Annotated in this window: 11 protein-coding genes and 1 pseudogene; 9 read left to right on the forward strand and 3 right to left on the reverse strand. The window is 75.6% G+C overall.

Annotation, left to right across the window (positions count from 1 at the left end):
• Positions 1-14 precede the first annotated feature (14 nt).
• The 9 genes and pseudogenes from GQS09_RS11575 (at position 15) to GQS09_RS29370 (ending at position 12434) form a co-directional block, all read left to right on the forward strand.
• Positions 15-2375, forward strand: coding sequence for a phosphoketolase family protein (locus GQS09_RS11575; protein ID WP_313896095.1), 2361 nt, complete (start codon positions 15-17; stop codon positions 2373-2375).
• A 93-nt stretch (positions 2376-2468) separates the two neighbouring features.
• Complete coding sequence (locus GQS09_RS11580) at positions 2469-2861, forward strand: DUF6153 family protein (protein ID WP_207957705.1); 393 nt, start codon at positions 2469-2471, stop codon at positions 2859-2861.
• A 104-nt stretch (positions 2862-2965) separates the two neighbouring features.
• The gene (locus GQS09_RS30345; protein WP_165985942.1) at positions 2966-3730 is read left to right on the forward strand and encodes a cytochrome ubiquinol oxidase subunit I; all 765 of its coding nucleotides are present in this window, start codon (positions 2966-2968) and stop codon (positions 3728-3730) included.
• Between the two features lie 316 nt (positions 3731-4046).
• Complete coding sequence (locus GQS09_RS11590; RefSeq protein WP_165985943.1) at positions 4047-5657, forward strand: 3' terminal RNA ribose 2'-O-methyltransferase Hen1; 1611 nt, start codon at positions 4047-4049, stop codon at positions 5655-5657.
• Positions 5654-8428: a polynucleotide kinase-phosphatase gene (locus GQS09_RS11595; protein ID WP_165985944.1), complete on the forward strand. Its 2775-nt coding sequence runs from the start codon at positions 5654-5656 to the stop codon at positions 8426-8428. Before GQS09_RS11590 ends, GQS09_RS11595 begins: the two co-directional genes overlap by 4 nt.
• A 90-nt stretch (positions 8429-8518) precedes the next feature.
• Positions 8519-9754 carry an arginine deiminase gene (locus tag GQS09_RS11600; protein WP_165985945.1) on the forward strand — a complete coding sequence of 412 codons (1236 nt, stop codon included), beginning with the start codon at positions 8519-8521 and terminating at the stop codon, positions 9752-9754.
• A gap of 99 nt (positions 9755-9853) precedes the next feature.
• Positions 9854-10870 carry an ornithine carbamoyltransferase gene (argF, locus tag GQS09_RS11605; protein ID WP_165985946.1) on the forward strand — a complete coding sequence of 339 codons (1017 nt, stop codon included), beginning with the start codon at positions 9854-9856 and terminating at the stop codon, positions 10868-10870.
• 177 nt (positions 10871-11047) lie between these two features.
• Positions 11048-11587: pseudogene (locus tag GQS09_RS29365) on the forward strand (chromate transporter); the annotation flags it as partial.
• A gap of 127 nt (positions 11588-11714) precedes the next feature.
• Positions 11715-12434 carry a chromate transporter gene (locus tag GQS09_RS29370; RefSeq protein ID WP_313896096.1) on the forward strand — a complete coding sequence of 240 codons (720 nt, stop codon included), beginning with the start codon at positions 11715-11717 and terminating at the stop codon, positions 12432-12434.
• Between the two features lie 615 nt (positions 12435-13049).
• Here GQS09_RS29370 and mmuM read toward each other — a convergent pair.
• The 3 genes from mmuM to GQS09_RS11625 form a co-directional block, all read right to left on the reverse strand.
• Entirely contained in the window at positions 13050-13973 is a 924-nt protein-coding gene (gene mmuM, locus GQS09_RS11615; RefSeq protein WP_313896097.1) for a homocysteine S-methyltransferase, read from the reverse strand.
• A gap of 90 nt (positions 13974-14063) precedes the next feature.
• The gene (locus GQS09_RS11620) at positions 14064-14987 is read right to left on the reverse strand and encodes an LLM class F420-dependent oxidoreductase (RefSeq protein WP_165985952.1); all 924 of its coding nucleotides are present in this window, start codon (positions 14985-14987) and stop codon (positions 14064-14066) included.
• 414 nt (positions 14988-15401) lie between these two features.
• Positions 15402-15985, reverse strand: a 584-nt coding sequence (locus GQS09_RS11625) for a helix-turn-helix domain-containing protein (protein ID WP_243761315.1), incomplete at its 5' end; no start/stop codon positions are given.

Below are 15985 nucleotides of genomic sequence, written 5' to 3' on the forward strand. Positions count from 1 at the left end.
TTCCCGTATCTCCCGTGCCGCCCGTGCAGCCGCGCCACGCGGGGAGTTCGGCATACCGCCGCGCAGCCGACTACGCGGCCGCCGTGCTGATCTACCTCAGGGAGAACGTGCTGCTGCACGAACCGCTGCGGCCGGAGCACCTCAAACCGCGGCTGCTCGGCCACTGGGGCTCCTGCCCCGGCATCACCATGGTGTACGAGGCGCTGAACGTCCTGGCCACGGAGCGGGACGCCGAGGTGCTGCTGGTCACCGGCACCGGACACGGCGCCGCCGCCAACCACGCCAACCTCTGGCTGGAGGGCACCCACGAGGAGTACGACCCGGCGCTGTCCCGCACCGAGGCCGGGCTGACCGAGCTGGCCCGCCGGTTCTCCGCGCCCGACGGCTTCCCCAGCCACCTTTCCCCCGCACTGCCGGGCACCCTCCACGAGGGCGGCGAGCTCGGCTATGCGCTGGCCACCGCCTTCGGGGCCGCGCTGGACGCCCCCGGGCGCCTGGTGGCCTGCATCGTCGGCGACGGCGAGGCCGAGACCGGCCCGACCGCGGCCGCCTGGCACTCCCCCCTGTTCCTGGACCCGGTGACCTGCGGCGCCGTGCTGCCGGTGCTCCACCTCAACGGCCACAAGATCTCCTCACCGACCGTGTTCGCCGCCCTGACCGACGAGGAGCTGCTCGCGCTGTTCCGCGGCTACGGCTGGGACCCGCGGATCGTGGACGTCCGCGACTGGCGGCCGGGCACCGACCCGGTGGCGGACGCCGTCCGGGCCGCCCACGACACCATCCGCGTCCTTCAGGACACGGCCCGCCGGGGCGGCCGTCCCGCGGAGCGGCCCCGCTGGCCGATGATCGTGCTGCGCAGCCTCAAGGGCCAGGGCGCGCCCGTCCGGGCCGGCGGCCGGCCCCTGGAGGGCACCTTCCACGCCCACCAGATCCCGCTGGAGGACGCCCGCGACGACCCCGGCCGGCTCGCCGAGCTGGAGGAGTGGCTCAGCTCCTACCGGCCCTGGGAACTGTTCGGCGCGGACGGCCGGCCGAGCCGCGAGGTGCTGGCCCGCTGCCCGGCCGGCGGGCGCAGACTCGGCGCCCGGCCCGCGGGCAACGGCGGCCTGCTGCGCCGGCCGCTGGACCTGCCGCCCCTTCAGCCGCATGCCGTGCGGCTCCCCGACGGACCGGGCAGTGCCACCGCGTCCCCCAACGAGGTGCTGGCCGGCTGGCTGACCGAGGTGCTGCGCCGCAGCGAGGAGCGCCGGGACTTCCGCATCGTCTCCCCCGACGAGCTGGCCTCCAACCGGCTGGACGGGGTGCTGGCCGCCACCGGGCGGGCCTTCACCGGGACGCCCGGCGTGTATGCCGAGGACGTGTCCCGGGACGGCCGGGTGATGGAGATTCTCTCCGAGCACACCTGCCAGGGCTGGCTCCAGGGCTATCTGCTGACCGGGCGGCACGGGCTGTTCCCCACCTACGAGGCGTTCGCCGCGATCGTGGACAGCATGCTCAACCAGTACGCGAAGTGGCTGAAGATGAGCCGCGAGGTGCCGTGGCGGGCCCCGGTCAGCAGCCTGACGTACCTGCTGACCAGCGAGGGCTGGCGGCAGGAGCACAACGGGTACAGCCACCAGGGGCCCGGCTTCATCGACAACCTGCTGACCAAGAACAGCGCGGTCACCGGCGTCTACCTGCCGCCGGACGCCAACACCCTGCTGGTGGTGATGGAGAAGCTGCTGGCGGAGACCGGCCGGGTCAACGCGGTGGTGGCGGGCAAGCAGACCGCCGCCCAGTGGCTGGACCTGGCCGGGGCCCGCCGGCACTGCGCGGCCGGCGCCTCGGTCTGGGAGTGGGCCTCCACGCACGGCGGCCGGGACCCCGAACTGGTGCTCGGCTGCGCCGGCGGCATCCCCACCACGGAGACCCTCGCGGCGGCCGGCATGCTCCGCCGTGACCTGCCGGACGCACGGATCCGGGTGGTCAACATCGTCGACCTGTGCGCGCTGGCCCCGCCCGGCCGCCACCCGCACGGCATGCACGAGGACGACTTCGCGGCCCTGTTCGGGGAGGACCTGCCGGTGGTGCTGGACTTCCACGGCTACCCCGCGGCCGTCCACCAGTTGCTGCACGGCCGCCCGCGGCCCGGACGCTTCCACGTCCACGGCTACGTGGAGGAGGGCACCACGACCACCCCGTTCGACCTGCTGATCCGCAACCGCACGTCCCGGCACGACCTGGCGATCAGCGCACTGCGCAGGCTGCGCGGCCGGCCGGCCGAGACCGGCGACCTGGCCGCGCACTACGCCCGGCGACGCGACGAGATCCGCGCCGGGCTGCGCCGCACCGGCACCGACCCGCCGGAGATCACCGACTGGACCTGGCCGCCCTGACCCCGGCCGCCGGCGTCCCGGGGCCCTGGACCTGGCACAGGTGTGCGGTATCTTGGCCCGCCGGTGACGGGGACCGGGAAGGAGCCCTCCCAGGTGTGCGGCAGGACGGTGACGCGGTGGCTGGTGCTGCTGGCGGGTGCCGTCCTGGCGCTGGGCCACGGCTTCGCCGGTGCGGCCACCCACCTGCCGGGGCATCCCGGACACACGCTGTGGGACGTGCCGATGCCGCGTTCCGCCCCGGCACACCATGACGACGGGACGCCGCCCGGCCGGCACGGCACGGCCGGCGGGCACGGTTCCCACGACGAGGATTCGTGCGAGGTGCTGGGCAACGGCGGCACGGGGCCGCATCCGCCGTCCGCGACGGCCGGGCCGTCCGCCCCCGGCCTGGCCGTCCGGGCGTCCGCCGCGCCGCCGGCGGGCGGCGCGCCCTGCCGTTCGCCGCCCCGTTCCCGCCTGGCCGTGCTCTCCGTGCTGCGGATCTGACAGGTCCCGCGGGGTGCGGACCGCCTCCCCCGGCGGGCCCGCGCCCGCTCGCGAGGACCGGGATCGAGCACGCAACGAGGGCAGGAACGGACGGACAACGGCACATGGGAAACAGAAGCAGGCACGCGACGCGGATCATGCCGGATGTGGGCGCGGCCCGGATCGTGGCGGCCTTCGCCTCGCTGGGCGCCGCCGCAATCCATCTGGCCGCGGCACCGGACCACTACACCGAGTGGCGGGCGGCGGGCATCTTCTTCTACGGCATCGGCGCGTTCCAGATCGGCTGGGCGATGGCGGTGCTGCGGGCGGCCGCCGGGCCGCTGGTGATGGTGGCGGGGCTGGCCGGCAGTGCCGGGGCGGCGGCGGTCTGGGCGCTCAGCCGGACGGCCGGCGTTCCGCTGGGACCGGCCGCCGGGGTCCCGGAGGACGTCACCCGGGCCGGCATCACGGCCACCGCGTTCGAGGCGGTGGTCTGCGCGGTGGCGGCGTGGCATCTGCGGCGGCGCTCGCCGCGCGGCTTCCGCACCTCGCTGCAGGCCGTGCTGCTGGTCGGAGGGGTCAGCGCGGCGGTCACCGGGCTGACGGTGCCCGCGGTGCAGGGCGCGCTCAGCCACAGCCACTCCCACGGCCACGACGCCGGCGAGGAAGCCGGACCGCACGGCCACGACGGTGAAGACGGGCACCACGGCGGCGGCGCGGACGGCACCGGGGACGCAGGGACGACCCCGGAGCCGTCACCGGACGACCCGGGCGACGACACCGCCACCCCGGCCCCGGACCCCTCCGGCGGCTCCCCCGGGGACGGCCACGGCGACGGCCACGGCGACGGCCACGACGACGGCCACGACGGCGAGCCGCACGGCCACTGACCGCGAACGCCACCCGCGGGCGGCCGTCTGCCGCCCGCCGGGGCGGAAACCGGTGCGGCGGGAGCACATCCGCGCCCCGGGCCGGACGCGGCCCGGGGCGCGGACCGATGCCGCAGAGGGGGCGCGGAAGGGCCGGTCCAGCACGAACAAGCCGGAACGGGCCGGGGCGCCGGGGCACCGGCCCGCTCCCGGCCGCACCGCGCCCCGCCGCCCACCGCCGCACCGCGCCGTGCGCGTGCCGCAGAGCGCTGCCGGCCCCGGCCGTGGCCGGAAAAAGCGATGGTCGGCGGGCGTCGCGCCGGGCAATACTCGGCGGGTGCTGGTGACCATTTCGACCACGGGCGGGGCCGGGCGGCCGGCGACGGATCTCGGTTTTCTGCTGCACAAGCATCCCGGGCGACACCAGAGCTTCACCGTCTCGGGCGGAACGGCGCACGTCTTCTATCCCGAGGCGGACGAGCGGCGCTGCACCGCCGCGCTGCTGCTGGAGGTCGACCCGGTGGGGCTGGTGCGCCGCGCCGCCCGCGGCGGCCGGAACGGCGCCGCCCGCCCCGCCCCCGGCCACCAGGCCGGTGCGCTGGCGCAGTACGTCAACGACCGCCCCTACGCCGCGTCCTCCCTGCTGGCGGTGGCGCTGGGCCAGGTGTTCCGCACCGCGCTGCGCGGCGTGTGCGACGCCCGGCCGGAGCCGGCCCGGCAGCCGCTGCCGCTGCGGATCGCGGTCCCCGCGCTGCCCAGCCACGGCGGTGCCGAGCTGGTGCACCGGCTGTTCGAGCCGCTGGGCTGGCGGGTGACCGCCGAGCCGGTGGCGCTGGACCCGCACTTCCCCGAGTGGGGCGATTCCCGCTACGTCCGGCTGGAGCTGGAGGACGACGGCGCCACCCTGGCCGAGGCGCTGCGGCAGGTGTATGTGCTGCTGCCGGTACTGGACGGCGCCAAGCACTACTGGGTCACGCCGGAGGAAGTGGACAAACTGCTGCGGGCCGGGGAGGGCTGGCTGTCCCGCCACCCGGAGCAGCGGCTGATCACCGGCCGCTATCTGCACCGCAGGGCGGCGCTCACCCGGGAGGCCCTGGAGCGTCTGGAGCTGGCCCGGCTTGCCGAGGCGGACGACGCCGAACCCGAGGAGCTGGACAACGCGGTCCCCGAGGAGCCGGAGGAGCCCGAGGGACCCGAAGGGCTGGAGGGACCTGAGAGGCCGGAGGGGCCCGAGGAGCGGCCGGTGCCGCTGGCCGAGCGGCGGCGGGAGACGATCCTGGCCACGCTGCGCGAGCTGGGTGCCGAGCGGGTGCTGGACCTGGGCTGCGGCTCGGGGCAGCTTCTCCGGCTGCTGGCCGGGGACCACCGGTTCCGTGAGGTGGTGGGTGTCGACGTGTCGGTGCGGGCGCTGCGGCTCGCCGCCCGGCGGCTGCGGCTGGACCGGATGCCGGAGCGGCAGCGCGACCGGGTGCGGCTGCTCCAGGGCGCGCTGACCTATACCGACAGCCGGCTCCGGGGCTATGACGCGGCGGTGCTCTGCGAGGTGATCGAGCACGTGGACCTGCCCCGCCTGCCCGCCCTGGAGTACGCGGTGTTCGGGCACGCCCGGCCCGCGGCCGTGGTGGTGACCACCCCGAACGCCGAGTACAACGTCCGCTGGGACACCCTGCCGGCCGGGACGTTCCGCCATTCCGACCACCGCTTCGAGTGGGACCGGGCCCGGTTCCGGCAGTGGGCGGAGACGACGGCCCGGCGGTACGGCTACCGGGCGGAGATACGGCCGGTGGGCCCGGAGGACCCGGAGGTCGGGCCCCCCACCCAGCTGGCGCTGTTCCGGGCCGCCGCGGCGGGCGCCGACGGCGAGCGGGAGCAGCACCGGGAGCAGCACCGGGGGCAGCAGACGCGGCCGGAGCGGCACAGGCGGGGAGAACAGGAGGCGGGGGCATGACCGAGCTGGCGATACCGGACCTGTCGCTGGTGGTGCTGATCGGCACCACCGGCTCCGGCAAGTCCACCTTTGCCCGGCGGCACTTCCTGCCCACCCAGGTGGTGTCCTCGGACGTGTGCCGCGGCCTGGTGGCCGACGACGAGAACGACCAGAGCGCCACCCCGGACGCGTTCGACCTGCTGCACTACATCGCCGCCAAGCGGCTGGCCGCCGGGCGGCTGACCGTGGTGGACGCCACCAATGTGCAGCGCGAGGCCCGTGCCCGGCTGGTGGGGCTGGCCCGGGAGCACGACGTGCTGCCGGTGGCCGTGGTGCTGGACGTGCCGGAGCCGGTGTGCCGGGAGCGCAACGCCACCCGCCCGGACCGCGCCGGCCTGCCCGGACACGTACTGCCGCGCCAGCTGCGGGAGCTGCGCCGCTCGCTCGGCGGGCTCCGGCGCGAGGGCTTCCGCCACATCCACGTGCTGCGGGGCACCGAGGAGGTGGACGCCGCCCGCGTCGTGCTGCGGCCGCGCTTCAACGATCTGCGCCACCTCACCGGGCCGTTCGACATCATCGGCGATGTGCACGGCTGCCGCTCCGAGCTGGAGACCCTGCTGGGTGGGAGGCTGGGGTATGCGATCGAGCGGGACGGGCGGGGCCGTCCGGTCGGCGCCCGGCACCCGGAGGGCCGCACGGCGGTCTTCGTCGGGGACCTGGTGGACCGCGGCCCGGACAGCCCCGGCGTGCTGCGCCTGGTGATGGGCATGGTGGCGGACGGCACCGCGCTGTGCGTGCCGGGGAACCACGAGGAGAAGCTGAGCCGCTATCTGGCCGGCCGCAGGGTCAAGGTGGCGCACGGCCTGGCCGAGACCATCGAGCAGCTCGAACGGGTCGAGCAGGAGGAGAAGAAGGAGAAGGAGAAGCAGCGGGAGAAGCAGCGGGAGGAGCAGCGCGAGGAGCAGCGGGCCGGGCGGGAGCGGCCGGGAGACGTGCGGCAGCACGCGGAACCGGACGGCGGCGGCTTCCGGGAGCGGCTGCGGGCCTTCCTCTCCGGCCTGGTGAGCCACTATGTGCTGGACGGCGGCCGGCTGGTGGTGGCGCACGCCGGCCTGCCGGAGAGGTACCACGGCCGGACCTCCGGCCGGGTACGGGCACACGCCCTGTACGGCGAGACCACCGGCGAGACCGACGAGTTCGGCCTGCCGGTGCGCTACCCGTGGGCCGAGGACTACCGCGGCCGGGCCGCCGTGGTCTACGGCCACACCCCGGTGCCCCGCGCGAGCTGGCTCAACAACACGATCTGCCTGGACACCGGCGCGGTGTTCGGCGGCCGGCTCACCGCGCTGCGCTGGCCGGAGCGGCAGGTGGTGGACACCCCGGCCGAGCGGGTCTGGTACGAGCCGGTGCGCCCGCTGGCCACGGATGCGCCCGGCGGCGGCGACGGCCGTCCGCTGGACCTGGCGGACGTGCAGGGCCGCCGCATCGTCACCACGAGGCACGCCGGCCGGCTGACCGTCCGGGAGGAGAACGCCGCGGCGGCGCTGGAGGTGATGAGCCGCTTCGCCGTCGATCCCCGGCTGCTGCTGTATCTGCCGCCCACCATGGCGCCGTGCGCCACCGCGGCGGAAGAGGGCTATCTGGAGCACCCGGCGGAGGCGTTCGCCGCCTACCGGGCGGCCGGGGTGCGCGAGGTGATCTGCGAGGAGAAGCACATGGGTTCGCGGGCCGTGGTGCTGGTGGCCCGCGACCCGGGGGTGCCGGCCGAGCGGTTCGGTGCGGAGCCCGGCACGCCGGGCGCGGTGTGGACCCGTACCGGCCGGGCGTTCTTCGACGACGGGGCGGTCACCGCCCGGCTGCTGGAGCGGCTGGCCACGGCGGTCGGCGGCGCCGGTCTGTGGGAGGAGCTGGACACGGACTGGCTGCTGCTGGATGCCGAGCTGATGCCCTGGTCGCTCAAGGCCGGCGGCCTGCTGCGCCACCAGTACGCGGCGGTCGGCGCGGCGGCCCGGGCGGCGTTCCCCGAGGTGCTGGCCGTGCTGGAGGCGGCCGAGGCGCGCGGGGTGGCGCTGCAGGGCGGTCTGCGGGCGCGGCAGCACGAGCGGGCGGCGGACGCGGCGGCGTTCACCGATGCCTACCGCCGCTACTGCTGGCCCACCGGCAGCGACCACGGCGACCACGGCGACCGCGGCGACCGCGGCAACGGCAGCACCGGCGCGGGCGAGGACGCCGGCGGCGGGCCGCCGTCGGGGGTGCGGCTGGCGCCGTTCGGGCTGCTGGCCGCCGAGGGCCGGTCGCTGGCCGGGCTGGCCCATGACCGTCAGCTGGCGCTGGTGGACCGGATGATCGCCGCCGAGCCGCGGGCACCGGGCGGTGCCGGCCTGCTGGCGCCCACCCGGCGGCTGGTGGTGGACACCGCCGACGAGGCGTCGGTGGCGGCCGGCACCGGCTGGTGGCTGGAGCTGACCGCCGCGGGCGGCGAGGGCATGGTGGTCAAGCCGCTGGCCGCGCAGGCCCGGGACGGCGAGGGCCGCCCGGTGCAGCCGGGCATCAAGTGCCGGGGCCGGGAGTACCTGCGGATCGTCTACGGCCCCGAGTACACCCGTCCGGAGAACCTGTCCCGGCTGCGCGAACGCCATCTGGGGCACAAGCGTTCCCTCGCGCTGCGCGAGCACGCGCTGGGCCTGGAGGCGCTGGACCGGCTGGCCGCGGGCGAGCCGCTGTGGCGGGTCCACGAGGCCGTGTTCGCCGTCCTGGCCCTGGAGTCGGAACCGGTCGACCCCCGCCTGTGACCGCGTCCGGCGGCCCGGGGCCGTGGTGCGTGCCACGGCCCCGGGCCGCCGGGCGCTGCGCCGCGGGGCCGGCTCGGCAAGGATGGACGCATGGCTTTCCAGGTGGCTTCCGAGACCGGCCGGCTCCGCCGCGTCGTCCTGCACAGACCCGGGCTGGAGCTGAAGCGGCTCACCCCGACCAACATGGACGACCTGCTCTTCGACGACGTGCTCTGGGTACGCCGGGCCCAGCAGGAGCACGACGCGTTCTCCGCGCTGCTGCGCGAACGCGGTATCACGGTGCATCTCTTCGGCGAACTGCTGGCCGAGGTCCTGGCCGTGCCGGAGGCCAGGAAACTGGTGCTGGACCGGGTCTTCGACGAGCACGAGTACGGCCCGCTGGCCACCGGCCACCTGCGCCAGATCTTTGCGGAGATGTCCTGCGAAGCCCTGGCCGAGACACTGATCGGCGGCATGACCAAGCGGGAGTTCCTGGCCGGGCACGCCGAGCCGTCCTCGGTGCGGTTCCATGTGATGGCGCAGGACGACTTCCTGCTGCACCCGCTGCCCAACCACCTGTTCACCCGGGACACCTCCTGCTGGGTGTACGACGGGGTGTCCATCAACGCCATGCGCTGGCCGGCCCGGCAGCGCGAGACCGTGCATTTCGAGGCGATCTACCGCCACCACCCGCTGTTCACCGGCCCGGAGGCCGGGACGTTCCGCATCTGGTCGGAGGGCCAGGCCGCCTACCCGTCCACCATCGAGGGCGGGGACGTGCTGGTGCTGGGCCGGGGCGCGGTGCTCATCGGGATGAGCGAGCGGACCACGCCGCAGGCGGTGGAGATGCTGGCCCGGGGCCTGTTCGCGGCCGGGTCGGCGCGCACCATCGTGGCCCTGGACATGCCGAAACGGCGGGCGTTCATGCACCTGGACACCGTGCTGACCATGGTGGACGGGCAGACCTTCACCCAGTACGCGGGGCTCGGCATGCTGCGCTCGTACACCATCGAGCCGGGCGGCGGGGCGCTGCCGCTGAGGGTGACCGACCATCCGCCGGAGCACATGCACCGGGCGATCGCGGCGGCGCTGGACCTGCCCGGCATCCGGGTGCTGACCCCGGTGCAGGACGTGCACTCGGCCGCCCGGGAGCAGTGGGACGACGGCTGCAATGTGCTGGCGGTGGAGCCCGGGGTGGTGGTCACCTACGACCGGAACGTCACCACCAACAGCCATCTGCGGGACAGCGGGGTGGAGGTGCTGGAGCTGCCGGGCAGCGAACTGGGCCGGGGGCGGGGCGGGCCCCGCTGCATGAGCTGCCCGGTCGAGCGGGACCCGGTGCCCTGACCGCATGCCGCGGCGGCCGGCCACCAGGTGCGCGCATAGAGATTCCGTGCCTCGTATATAGTTTCATCCTGCTGCCGCACCACCGACCGAGGAGAAGTCATGGCCGCTGATCTCACGGGCCGCCACTTCCTGAAGGAACTGGACTTCACCGCCGACGAGTTCCGCTCGCTGATCGAGCTGGCCGGACGGCTCAAGGCGGCCCGGAGGGCCGGCACCGAGCAGCGCCTGCTCACCGGCCGGAACATCGCCCTGATCTTCGAGAAGACCTCCACCCGGACCCGGTGCGCCTTCGAGGTGGCCGCCGCCGACCAGGGCGCGTCCACCACGTATCTCGATCCGTCCGGCTCCCAGCTCGGGCACAAGGAGTCGGTCAGGGACACCGCCCGGGTCCTCGGCCGGATGTTCGACGCCATCGAGTACCGGGGCTCCGGGCAGGACACGGTGGAGGAGCTGGCCGCCTTCGCCGGGGTCCCGGTCTACAACGGCCTCACCGACGACTGGCACCCGACGCAGATGCTGGCCGACGTGCTCACCATGAGCGAGCACGGCGGCGGCCGGCCGCTGCCGGAGACCGCCTTCGCCTACCTGGGCGACGCCCGCTTCAACATGGGCAACTCCTATCTGGTGACCGGCGCCCTGCTGGGCATGGACGTGCGGATCGTCGCCCCCGAGGCGTACTGGCCGGGCAAGGCGGTGATCGACCAGTCGCGGCGGCTGGCCGCGGGCACCGGCGCCCGGATCACCCTCACCACGGACATCGGCGAGGGGGTGCGCGGCGCGGATTTCGTGGCCACCGACGTCTGGGTCTCCATGGGCGAGCCCAAGGAGGTCTGGGAGGAGCGGATCGCCTCCCTGGGGCCCTACGCGGTGACCATGGACGTGCTGCGCGCCACCGGCAAACCGCAGGTGAAGTTCCTGCACTGCCTGCCCGCCTTCCACGACCTGGGCACGGCGGTCGGGCGGGAGATCCACCAGCGGTTCGGGCTGGAGTCGCTGGAGGTCACCGACGAGGTGTTCGAGTCACCGCACTCGGTCGTCTTCGACGAGGCGGAGAACCGGATGCACACCATCAAGGCCGTGCTGGTCGCCACCCTGGCCGGCCCGGCCGCCGCCTGAGCCGGCTCCCGCCGGCGCCGGAGCCCGGGAGCCGGGGCCGCCGCCGGCGTGTCACCCGGGGCGGATAGTCTCGGGCCGCCGCCACGGGCCGGCCCCACGCCGGGGTCGCGCGGGGCGGCCCGCCGTGCGGCAGGCGTCCGCCGCCACGGGACCCGACGCGACCGCCAGGGGGACCGCATGCAGCCCGAGCCGACCGACGGCGAACACTCCGGCTCCCCTCCCGGGCCGCCCGCCGCAGGCGGCCCCGCGTCCGGTCCCGTCCCGCTGGCCACCATCGCCCGGGAGTGGGGCCGGATCGGGGTGATCGGCTTCGGCGGCCCGCCCGCGCACATCACCCTGCTGCGCCGGCTGTGCGTGGAACGCCGCCGCTGGCTCACCCCGCACGACTTCGAGGACGGCATCGCGGCCACCAATCTGCTGCCCGGCCCGGCCTCCACCCAGCTGGCCATCTTCACCGCCTGGCGGCTGCGCGGCGTGCCCGGCGCGCTGATCGGCGGCGTGTGCTTCATCGTCCCGGGCCTGCTGCTGATCCTCGCTCTGGCCGCGCTGTTCCTGGCCGGGGACCCGCCGCGCTGGGTGAGCGGCGCGGCGGCCGGAGCCGGTGCGGCGGTGGCGGCCGTCGCCGTGCACGCCGCCTGGGGGCTGGCACCGGACTCCCGGCGCCGGGCCACCGGGCGGGCGGCCCGGCTGCGCTGGTACGGATATCTGCTGGCCGGCGGGCTCGCCACGGTGCTGCTCGGCCCCTGGCTGGTGCTGGTGCTGATCGCGGCCGGACTCCTGGAGGTGGCCGTGGTCCGGCTGCGGCAGGTGGCCGGGGACCGNGCTGGCCGGCGGGCTCGCCACGGTGCTGCTCGGCCCCTGGCTGGTGCTGGTGCTGATCGCGGCCGGACTCCTGGAGGTGGCCGTGGTCCGGCTGCGGCAGGTGGCCGGGGACCGCCCCGGGAAGGGCAGCGCCGCCGCGCCGGGCTCCGGGCGGCGGGACTGGCGGCTGTGGTCGCTGCTGGCCGCGGCCCCGGTGGCGACGGCCGCAGCCGGCCTGTCGGCGCTCACCTGGGTGGCGTACAAGGTCGGGGCCCTGTCCTACGGCGGCGGCTTTGTGATCATCCCGCTGATGCACAGCGACGCGGTGGACCGCTACGGCTGGATGACGGATGCCGAATTCCTGAACGCCGTGGCCCTGGGCCAGGTCACCCCGGGGCCGGTGGTGCAGACGGTCGCGGTGGTCGGCTTCGCGGCCGGCGGAACGGCGGCCGGGCTGCTGGCCGCGCTGGTCGCCTTCGGCCCGTCCTTCCTGCTGGTCATCCTGGGCGGCCGGTCCTTCGACCGGCTCCGCTCGCTGCCCGCGGTGCAGGCGTTCTTCCACGGTGCCGGGCCGGCCGTGATCGGCGCCATCGGCGGTTCGGCGGTCTCTTTGACGATGTCCCTGGAACACACCTGGCAGTACGGGGTGCTGGCGCCGGCCGTGCTCTGGCTGCTGCCGCTGCGCCGCGGGGTGGTGAGCGCCCTGCTCGGCGCCGCCGCGCTCGGCGTCCTCGCCGCTCTCCTCGGCTTCCCGCTCTCCTGATCCCTCCGGCCGTTCCTGCGCCGCCCCGTCCCCTGCGCCCTTCCGCCCCGCACCTCTCCTCCGGTCCGCCCTTCGTCCGCCTTCTCCCGCGCTTCGCTCCGGGTCCCGCGCCCCCTCGCGGCCCGCTCTCCCGCCCGGCCGGCCGGAAGTCACGGCCGGGCGGGAGAAGCCGGAGCCGCGCACCGGTGGGTGGCGGGGAAGCATGCACCGGTGCGCGGCTTTCGCGGCGCCCCCTCGCGCCACGTTGCGCCGGGTGCCGCCGGGCCTCCGCCCTGCGCTGAAACGGAGGCTCGGGCAGCCGGCGGTTCCGCCGCCGCGCGCCGCTCAGACGCGGCGGCGGAAGGAGACCGGAAGCGCCATCCCGTCGCGGCGCTTCCGGAGAACCGGCCGTGTGCGGATGTGAGTCTGGGCGGAACGGGCCCGGGACGCCAGCCCGGGGGGCATCGATTCAGTCGCTTCACGTCGCGTTGAGTATTAAACGAACTACTTTCGGTGCAACAGATGATCACCTCTGTTCACACATCTCACCTGGACCACTGCGGTGCGTGACCCCTCGACCACCCGGCGAACGCCCGGTGAAGGAATCGAAGAGGCGGTGCTCAACACGGCCGGAAATCAGCAGGCCGGGAAGCGCTTGCTGCCCGCCGGGGCGGCGAGGGCCGCGATCTGCGCCGGTCCGACCCGGCAGCAGCCGCCGACCAGCCGGGCCCCCGCCGCGGTCCACCGCGCGACCGGCGCGGCGGCAAAGCGCGAGGGGCCGCGCCAGCGGCCGGCGGCCGGGTCCCACACCTCGCCGCTGTTGGGATAGGCGACGGCGGGCTTGCCGGTGACCGCGACGGCCCGGCGCACCGCTTCGGTGACCTCGCCGGGATCACAGCAGTTGACGCCCACCGCGACCACCTGGTCGCGGCCGGCCGCCACCGAGAACGCCAGGTCCAGCGGCTGGCCGGCGCGGGTGCGGCCGGCGGCCACGGTGTAGGAGAGCCAGACCGGCAGGCCGCACCCCTCGGCGGCGGCCAGCAGTGCCTCGGCCTCGTCGGCGTCCGGCACGGTCTCCAGGGCCAGCACATCCGGCCCCGCCGCGGCCAGCGCCTCGATCCGGGGGCGGTGGAAGGCGGTCAGGGCGGCCCCGTCCAGGCCGTAACGGCCGCGGTACTCGCTGCCGTCGGCGAGCACCGCGCCGTACGGGCCGACCGAGCCGGCCACCCACACCCGGCGGCCGGGCCGGCCGGCCCGCTCCGCGGCCTCCCGGGCCAGGGCGACGCTGCGGGCCAGCAGCCGGTCCGCCGCGGCGGCACCGATCCCGCGCCGGGCGAAGCCCTCACGGGACGCCTGGTAGCTGGCCGTGATCAGGACCTGCGCACCGGCCCGCACATAGGCCGCGTGCGCGTCCCGGACGCGGCCGGGGTCGTCGGCCAGCAGCCGCGCCGACCAGAGGTCGCCGGACAGCTCGCAGCCCTGCGCCTGCAACTGGTTCGACAGCCCGCCGTCGAGCACCAGCACCCCGGCCCGCAGCGCCTCCGCGAATCCCGCAGCCACCACCGCCTCCTCCCGGCGCTTCCCCGCACCTCCATCCTCCCGGACGGCTCCCGGACGGCTCCCGGACGGCGCCGGGCCGGCCGGGCGCCCTCAGCGGAGCTGGGGAAGGATGCGGGTGGCGGTGAGCTCCAGGTGATCGAGGTCGTGCAGGTCGAGCACCTGGAGGTAGATGCGGCGGCAGCCCGCCTCGGCGTAGCGGCCGATACGGTCGGCGATCTCGTCGGGCGAGCCCGCCAGGCCGTTCGCCTTCAGCTCCGGCACCTCGCGGCCGATGGCCGCCGCCCGGCGGGCCACCTCGGCGTCGTCCCGGCCCGCGCACAGCACCAGGGCGTTGGAGTACACCAGCGAGTCCGGGTCGCGGCCCTGCGCCGCGGCCGCCGCCCGTACCCGCCCGAACTGCTCGCGGCTGAACTCCGCCGACTCGAAGGGGATGTTGAACTCGTCCGCGTAGCGCGCGGCGAGCCGCGGCGTGCGCCTGGTCCCCTTGCCGCCGACGATCAGCGGCAGCCGCTCCTGGGCCGGCCTGGGCAGCGCCGGGCAGTCGTCCAGCCGGTAGTGCTCGCCGTCGAAGGAGAAGGTCTCCCCCGGCTTGGTCTCCCACAGCCCGGTGACGATCGCCAGCTGCTCCTCCAGCCGGGAGAAGCGTTCCGCGGGGAACGGGATGCCGTAGGCGGTGTGCTCGGCCTCGAACCAGCCCGCGCCCAGGCCGAGTTCCACCCGGCCGCCGGACATGGCGTCCACCTGGGCCACGGAGATCGCCAGCACGCCCGGCAGCCGGAAGGTCGCGGCCGTCATCAGCGTGCCCAGCCGGATGCGGCGGGTCTCGCGCGCGATGCCCGCCAGGGTGATCCAGGCATCGGTGGGGCCGGGCGACGGATCGCCCGGCCCCATCCGCAGATAGTGGTCGGAGCGGAAGAAGCCGTCGAAGCCCAGCTCCTCGGTGGCCTTCGCGACGGCGAGCAGGGTGTCGTAGCTCGCCCCCTGCTGAGGTTCGGTGAAAATCCGGAGGTCCATGTCCATGAGGGCCATTGTGCTCGGCGTGCCGCCCGGCCATGCAGCGGGCCGCACAGCACCCGGCGCACGCCGGGCAGACGGACGGACGCCGTCCGCATCGGGCATCGCCCCCGGACGGCAGGTGGCGGTGCCGGCAGTGAGGGGAGGGATGCGACCTCAGCCCGCCGCACCCCTCCCACCGGAGGCCGGGCGCCAGGGCGGCCCCGCCGGTCCTGCGCCCGTGGGATCCGGCCGGAACGGCGGCGCCGTGCCCCGTGCCCGCCCCCGGAGGGTTCCCCGCGCACGCCGGTGCACCGCCGGCCGCGACGGCCGGATGGGCCGCCCGTGTCCCCACGCCGATTCGGGCACGGGCGGCACCGTGGCCTCACTCTGCCCGTTCGGCGCAGCGCGCGCTTGCCGCACGGCGCACACCGCTTAACCCCAGGCGTCCGGCCCGGAATCCAGCGCGAGGCGCCGGTACACGGAGGGCGGCATGCCGTACGCGGCGCGGAAGGCCCGGCTGAAGTCGGCCGGGTGGAGGAAGCCCCAGCGGGCGGCCAGGGCCGCCACGGTGGTGTCGCGCAGCGCGGGATCGGCCAGGTCGCGGCGGCAGCGGCGGAGCCGCTCCTGCCGGATCAGCGCGGTGACCGTGGTCTCCTGGCCCTCGAAGAGCCGGTGCAGGTAGCGGGTGGAGATGTGGTGCGCGCCGGCGATCACGTCCGGGCCCAGGGCGGGGTCGCCCAGATGGCGCTGGATGTAGCCGCGGATACGCAACAGCAGCACCTCCTGGTGCGTTTCGGCGGGCACCGCGGTCTCGGACTCCAGTTCGTGGGCCAGCCAGGCGGCGGTCAGGTCGAGCACGATGTTGCCCAGCCGCGCGGCGTCCGCCGGGCGCCATTCCGCGTCGGTGCCTCCGCCACGGGCCCGTTCCGCGCCGGCCGTCCCCGCTCCTGCTCCCTTTCCCGCTGTCCCGGCCGCTCTGCCCGCCCGGGCGGCCCCGGCCGCCCCGGCCGCCGCCC

This window comes from Streptomyces sp. YIM 98790 (assembly GCF_011421595.1).
In the GTDB taxonomy this organism is placed as follows: Bacteria; Actinomycetota; Actinomycetes; order Streptomycetales; family Streptomycetaceae; genus Streptomyces.